Genomic DNA, 6868 nt, shown 5'->3' with positions numbered 1-6868 from the left:
CGAGTTGTCGATCGCGAGTTCGGCGACCGTTTTGACCCAGCCGTCCTGGCCCTCCTGACTGGGTTCGACGGTGGTCGCTCCGCGTTTCTGCGCCTCGGCGATGATGTAGGCGATGTGCTCGGCCTGTTGCTCGAACATCGCAGTGGTGTTGGCCGAGACGCCGCCCTGGATGAAGCCTGTGAAGAACTGGTTGGGGAATCCGCGCGTGGTCATGCCGTGCAGCGTCTGGTACCTGTCGTGCCAGTAGTCGAACAGCGACAGCCCGTCTCGACCCTCGATGACGTCGACCGCGAAGCGCCGACTGATCTCCGTGGAGATCTCGAACCCGCTGGCGAATACGACGCAATCGACCTCGTACTCAACGCCGTTGGCGACAATGCCCGTTTCCGTCAGGCGTTCCACTCCCTTGGATTCCGACACGTCCACCAACGTCACGTTGGGCAGGTTGAACGCCGGCAGGTACGTCTCGCTCGAACACGGCCGCTTGCACATGAAGCGGTAGTACGGCTTGAGCGTCTCGGCGGTGTCGGGGTCGTCGACCAGGGCGGCCACGCGACGGCGCAGCCGCTCCATGATCTTGTAGTCCTCTTCCTCCCGGATCGCCATGATCTCCTCGATCCCCAGCGAGGCGGGATCCGGACTGGATGCAATCCGGGCGGTCATGTTGCGGCCCAATTCGGTCCAGAAGTCGCACACCAGATCTGGTTCGCCGAAGACCACCCCCACAAACGGTGACCAGTTGTGGAAGTTGCGCTTGCGCTCCTCCTGCCAACCGGGCTGCAGGGCCGCCGCCCAGGCCGGGTCGGTGGGCGTGTTGGCGCGCATGTCCACCGACGACGGGGTGCGCTGGAACACGAAGAGCTGCTTGGCATCCCGGCCGAGATGCGGCACCAGCTGGACGCCGGTAGCCCCGGTGCCGACGAGTGCGACCCGCTTGTCGGCCAGCCTATGCAGGCCGCCGTTGGCGTCGCCGCCGGTGTAGTCGTAATCCCAACGAGCGGAATGGAATAGGTGTCCCTTGAAGTCCTTGAGACCGGGGATGCCGGGCAGCTTCGGCTTGTTGTACGAGCCCTGCGCCATCACCACGAACCGCGCGCGGATGTCGTCGCCGCGGTTGGTGATCAGTCGCCAGCGCTTGCTCTTGTCGTCCCAGTGCATGCCCTCGACCTGCGTTGAGAAGATCGCGCCGTCGTAGAGGTCGAAGTGCTTACCCATGGCCTGGCAGTGCGCGAAGATCTCCGCGCCGTCGGCGAACTTCTTGCTCGGCAGGAAGTCGAGCTCCTCGAGCATCGGGACGTAGCAGTAGGCGTCGTTGTCGCACTGGATGCCAGGGAAGCGGTTCCAGTACCACACTCCGCCGAAATCCCCGGCCATGTCGATGACCCGAACATCCTGCACACCAGCCTTTTTCAGGTAGGCGCCCGACAACAATCCGGCGAACCCGCCACCAAGGACGGCCACCTCGATGTCCTCGCCGATCGGGGCGCGGTCGGCCACCGGGGTGTACGGGTCCACCTCGTAGAGATCGGCCAGGTCACCGTCGAGTTCGAGGTACTGCGCGCCGCCCTCCGGGCGCAGCCGCTTATCCCGCTCGAACAAGTACCTTTCGCGCAGCGCGTCGATATCGATGTCGTCCGGCGTCTGGGTAGGGCCGCATGGCTCGAACGTTGTCATCTATCCCGAAGCTCCTGCGGCTCGCCGGTGCCCATGTACTTCGACAGTTGGTAGTGGAGGTTGACCGTGCTGCGTTCCATGTAGGGGTTGGGCTTGGTGCCTTGGAACCCAGCCGATTTCATGCCTCGCTGTACGGCGGCCATGTTGGAGAAATCCTGGGGGAAGACGGTGCGCCAGTCGGGATCGTCCGCCTCCAGGTACTCCCATTCGGTCTGCGGCTCATGACCTTCGGGGTAAAGCTCGTAGCAAGCCGCTTCGAAGATGCAGCTGTTGGGGTCGTAGCCGTTGGGCCGCGCGCTGTAGCACAGCGCGGTCGTCAGGCCCTGCCCGATCTGAAAGTTCGGAAAGATCTGCCAGGCGGTGCCGCTCTTGGCCAGATGCTCGGGATCGATGACCGGCCACACCACACCGCGGGCGGCGTCGTCGCTGCGCGCTGCGGCCAGCCAATGGCTGAGCACCTTGTCAGGGGGGGTGTCCTCAGGCAGTTCGTCGGCCAACCGCTTCGCCGCTTCCACCAGCGTTTTGGTGGTCGTGGCGTTGGTCTCCTCCAGTGTGTAGACCTGCATTTCCGCCGTCGAGATGCGCGGGTCTCCGGTACCGAGGCGGATTTTTGACTTGGTCTCGGAGAGGTCTTTGGGCGCGTCGTAGCCGATGTTGCTGTGCTTGCCCTGCGCCTTGGCCCAGCCGCGGAACGTGCCGAATTTGTTGAACTGCGGGTGGGTGGTGGCGACGTGGTAGGTCTCATTGAACGCCTCGATCGCCACCTTCCAATTGCATTGGAAGGTAAGCCATTTGCGCCATTTGACGCGCATGTTCTGCAGCCCGAACGGATCGAGCATGGTGGCGGCCGGTTCGAGATAGTCGCGCAGCGGCTCGCAGTGCGGATCCAGGTTGATGAAGATCCAGCCGCCCCAGGTGTCGACGTGCACCGGGGCCAGGTGGGTGTTCTGCGGGGTCAGCGAGTCCTGCCAGTCCTGGCGCTCGGGGATGTGTGTGCAACCGCCGTCCAGGTCGTAGGTCCAGCCGTGAAACCCGCACACGAACGACTTCTTATGCCCACACGCGCTTTTCGTGCGCTCAGGCGTGTCGACCAGTCGCCGGCCGCGGTGCACGCACACGTTGTGGTGCGCCGTCAAGGTGTCCGGACCAGTGCGCACCACAATCACGGAGTCGTCGAGGATGTCGTAGGTCAGGAAGCTGCCGACCTTCGGCAGGTCTTCGACCCGGCCGACCTGTTGCCACACCTTGCGCCACAACTTGTCCCGCTCAGCGCGGGCATAGTCCTCGGACAAATAAGCCTCGACGCCGATCGTCACCGGAGCGGAAAGCTCTTCGGCCACTTCGACTTCGATGTCGGTCATCACATTCTCCTTATCGCCGCTCGGAAGGAGTCGTCCTTGAGGAAGAGTGAAGTGTTGTCAGCGCCCAGGTGCGTCCATTTGAGGTCCAGGCCGCCGTCCACCAGCAAAGTCTGGCCGGTGATGTAGCTGGACAGATCGGACAGCAGGAACAGGATGGCGCCGGCGATCTCTTCGGGGCGGCCGCGCCGGCCCATCGCGATGGCGCGACGATCACGCTCGGCGTCGTCGTCGACGTAGGTGAGCGAAGCCGGGGTGGCGGTGACCCCGGGGGCCACGGCGTTCACCCGGATTTCGTCACCGGCCAGCTCGACGGCCATAGTGCGGGTCATTGCCGCGACCGCCGCCTTGGCGGTGCCGTAGGCGATGTGGAACGGCGCGGTGTTCATTCCGCTGATCGACGAGATCGACACGATCGATCCGGGGCGTTTGCCGGCTTTCAATTCCGCGGCAACCGCCTGGCTCATGAAGAAGGCGGTTTCCAGGTTCTGGGTGAACAGCTCGCGCCAGTCGTTGCGGGTCACCCGGGTCGACGGCATCCAGGTCTCCGGCGCGGCGCCGCCAGCCACGTTGACCAGCCCGTGCAATTCGCCGTCGGCGCGTAGCGCCTGTTCGATGACTGCGTCGATGCCATCCTCGGTCGCCACGTCCGCGGCGACCGGCACGATCGACAGGCCACGCTCGATCAGCGGGGCGATGTGGTCGTCCAGATTTTCTTTGGACCGGCTCACCGCGACGACTGTCGCACCGGCTTCGGCGACCATCCGCGTCACGGTGGTGCCGATACCACCGCCCGCGGCGCCGGCCACGACCACCACGCGTCGCTCGAGACCGATCAGGTTATCGACCACGTTGAAGATTCGTCCACTTTTTGTCCGGACAAGATAGCAAGATGCGCATAATTGAGAATATGATTCTCTGCAAATGGCCGAGCGTCAAGTGGCCCTGGTTGACATCTGCCTGGCTATTGTCTGGACCAGACTCGGTTGCTAACGTCACCGGCTGAAACTGCCATGACGCTGTGGCACCAAGGCCCCCGGGAGTCATCACCGATGTTGCTACACGAAGGCCGCTCCGGCGCAGGGGTGTCGACCACCCTCGCCGAAGGCTGGCAGATGGAGCGACTCACCCCGCCCAGCAGGCTGTTCGGCGCCAACGGCCTGCGGACCGGCCCCGACGGCCGGATCTACATCGCGCAGGTGACCGGCAGTCAGATCAGCGCGCTCGATGTCGGCACCGGTCAGCTGGGGACCATCAGCCCCAAGGGTGGCGACATCATCGCGCCCGACGATGTGGCCTTCGGTCCGCGCGGCGATCTCTACGCGACCGAAGTGATGGACGGTCGGGTCAGCGTGCGCGGCGCCGACGGAACCACCCGGGTGTTGCGTGGGGATGTCCCGTCGGCCAACGGCATCACCGTTCATCAGGGCCGGTTGTTCATCGGCGAATGTCGTGAGGGCGGACGGCTTCTCGAGCTCGACCTTGCCGGTGGCGAGCCGCGCGTGCTGCTGGAGAATGTGCCGTCACCCAACGCCATGGAAGTCGGTCCGGACGGGTTGCTGTACTTCCCGGTGATGGGCGCCAACGAAATCTGGCGGATCAGCCTGGACGGCGGTGTGCCCGAGACAGTCGCCTCGGGCCTGGGCGTGCCCGACTCGGTGAAGTTCGATGCGGCGGGCCAGATCGTCTCGACCCAGGTGCACAGCGGCCAGGTGCTGCGCATCGATCCGCGCACCGGTGAGCAGATGGTGCTGGCTGAACTGAGCCCGGGCCTGGACAACCTGACCTTCGTTGACGATCGACTGTTCGTCTCGAACTTCACCGGCGAGATCACCGAGATCCTCGCCGGCGGAAAGACGCAGACCGTGCTGCCGGGCGGATTGAATTGGCCGCTGGATCTGGCGGTCGGCTCCGACGGCAGCCTTTACATCGCCGACGGCACGTACTTCTACCGGCTGCTGCCCGATCACACGCTGCACACGGTGGGCATGTTGTTCACCCCGGGGTATCCGGGGTTCCTGCGCGGGCTGGTTCCATCGGGACCCGAGGAGTTCGTCGTCACCACGTCGGGTGGTCAGGTATCGCGCTACCGGCCCGCCAGCGGCGAAAACGAAGTCCTGGCAGACGGATTGGATCAGCTTTACGGCGTGGCGATCGCCCGCGACGGCACCGTCGCGGCCGCCGAACTCGGCACCGGCCGGGTGATCTCGATCCGCAGCGGTCGAGTGGAGGTGATCGCGTCCGGACTCAACGATCCGATCGGGGTGGCGGTCGCACCTGACGGTGGTTGGCTGGTCTCGGAAGCAGGCGCCGGTCGGGTGGTCAAGCTCACCGGATCAGGCGTCCATACGGTAGCGGCCGAATTGAGCCGCCCGCAAGGCATTCTGGTCGACGGACAGCAGCTGTATGTGGTCGACGCCGGGGCCAAGACACTGGTCGTCGTGGATCTCGAGAACGCGGCAACCCACACCATCGCGTCCGGGTTGCCAGTCGGCGCAGCCCCCGGCGTGATTCCCAAGCCATTGAAGGGAATGCCACCGTTCTCCGGACCGCAAGGGCCGTTCGCCGGCATCGCTGCGGGGCCGGAAGGCACCTTGTACGTTTCGGCCGACGCGGACGGCAGCGTGCTGGCATTCCGGCGAGAGCATGACCATGACTGACACCCAGCCGGCCGACCACCGCTACCTGCAGGTGGCGCGCGCGTTGCGAAAGGAGATTGTCGACGGAGTGTACCCGGTTGGATCCCAGCTACCCACCGAACATCAACTGTGTGAACGCTTTTCGGTCAGCCGGTACACCATCCGAGAGGCGCTGAGGCGGCTGCGCGACGACAACCTCGTCGCATCCCGGCCGCGGGCGGGCACGCTCGTCGTGCCGCGCCCGTCTTCGGACTCCTACGTCCAGGACGTCGTCTCGATCAACGACCTGCTCGCGTTCGCGACCGGAGCACAGTTCGCGATCGAATCCACCGGGATGGTGCTCGTCGACGACGAACTGGCAGCCCGGACCGGTCTGAGTAGCGGCGAGGAGTGGCTGGCCGTCAAGGGTTTTCGCCGACTCGACGATGCCGAATTCCCAGTCTGCCGTACCGAGTACTACATCAACCGAGCGTTCGCCGGGGTAGGCCGGCTGCTGGCGCGCCATACCGGTCCGATCTTTCCGTTGATCGAAGACATCTTCGGATTGAGCATCGTCGAGGTGCACCAGGAAATCGCCGCGGTGCTGATCTCGCCGACGCTGGCCGCCCAACTCAGCGTCGAGGTCGGTAGCCCGGCTCTCGAGGTGCATCGCACCTACGCGACCTCGGATGGCGAGGTCGCCCAGTTGACCATCAACACGCATCCGGCGTCGCGTTTCCGTCACTCGATGACGATGCGACGCGTCCGCGGCTAATCTCACATGCGGCGATGTCGAACACCAAACTGATCGGTGGACGAACGGTCCGCTGGGACGAGAAGCGGACCGCGGAAGCCTATGCGCGCGGGTGGTGGGTGCGCGAGACCCTGGCTGATTCGCTGGCCGATGCCGCACACCGCACACCGCAGCGAGTGCTGCTGATCGACGGCGGTTACCGACTCGACTGTCAGAGTCTGCACGAGCAGGCGACGGAGTTAGCGCATGCACTGCTGGAGAGGATGACGATCGGCAGCGTCGTGTCGTTCATGCTGCCCAATTGGCATGAGGCCGCGGTGATTTACCTGGCGGCGACGATCGCCGGGATGGTGGTCAACCCCATCCTGCCCTCGCTGCGCGACAGCGAGCTGCTCTTCATCCTGCGTGACGCGGACACCCGGATCATCTTCGTGCCGTCGGTTTACGGCGGGCACGACTACACA

Annotated in this window: 6 protein-coding genes; 3 read left to right on the top strand and 3 right to left on the bottom strand. The window is 64.8% G+C overall.

Features of this window, described 5'->3' with window-relative positions:
• The 3 genes from VN856_RS15570 to VN856_RS15560 form a co-directional block, all read right to left on the bottom strand.
• Positions 1 to 1674: NAD(P)/FAD-dependent oxidoreductase (locus VN856_RS15570; protein ID WP_325690551.1), on the bottom strand; the 1674-nt coding region annotated here is incomplete at its 3' end.
• Positions 1671 to 3035 (bottom strand): aromatic ring-hydroxylating dioxygenase subunit alpha, encoded by a 1365-nt coding sequence (locus VN856_RS15565; RefSeq protein ID WP_325690549.1) that lies wholly within the window; start codon positions 3033 to 3035, stop codon positions 1671 to 1673. The genes VN856_RS15565 and VN856_RS15570, both read right to left, overlap by 4 nt.
• Entirely contained in the window at positions 3035 to 3883 is an 849-nt protein-coding gene (locus VN856_RS15560; RefSeq protein WP_325690547.1) for an SDR family oxidoreductase, read from the bottom strand. The genes VN856_RS15565 and VN856_RS15560 overlap by 1 nt, the downstream gene beginning before the upstream one ends.
• A gap of 201 nt (positions 3884 to 4084) precedes the next feature.
• Between VN856_RS15560 and VN856_RS15555 the strand changes: the two genes are divergently transcribed.
• The 3 genes from VN856_RS15555 to VN856_RS15545 all read left to right on the top strand — a co-directional run.
• Positions 4085 to 5692 (top strand): SMP-30/gluconolactonase/LRE family protein, encoded by a 1608-nt coding sequence (locus VN856_RS15555; protein WP_325690545.1) that lies wholly within the window; start codon positions 4085 to 4087, stop codon positions 5690 to 5692.
• On the top strand, positions 5685 to 6425 hold the full coding sequence (locus VN856_RS15550; protein ID WP_414686968.1) for a GntR family transcriptional regulator: 741 nt from the start codon (positions 5685 to 5687) through the stop codon (positions 6423 to 6425). Before VN856_RS15555 ends, VN856_RS15550 begins: the two co-directional genes overlap by 8 nt.
• Before the next feature lie 14 nt (positions 6426 to 6439).
• On the top strand, positions 6440 to 6868 hold a 429-nt coding region (locus tag VN856_RS15545), incomplete at its 3' end, for an AMP-binding protein (RefSeq protein WP_325690542.1).

It is taken from the genome of Mycobacterium sp., from assembly GCF_035603715.1.
In the GTDB taxonomy this organism is placed as follows: domain Bacteria; phylum Actinomycetota; class Actinomycetes; order Mycobacteriales; family Mycobacteriaceae; genus Mycobacterium.
Note: the sequence above shows the minus strand (reverse complement) of the source record. Positions and strands in the feature narration are given on the sequence as shown.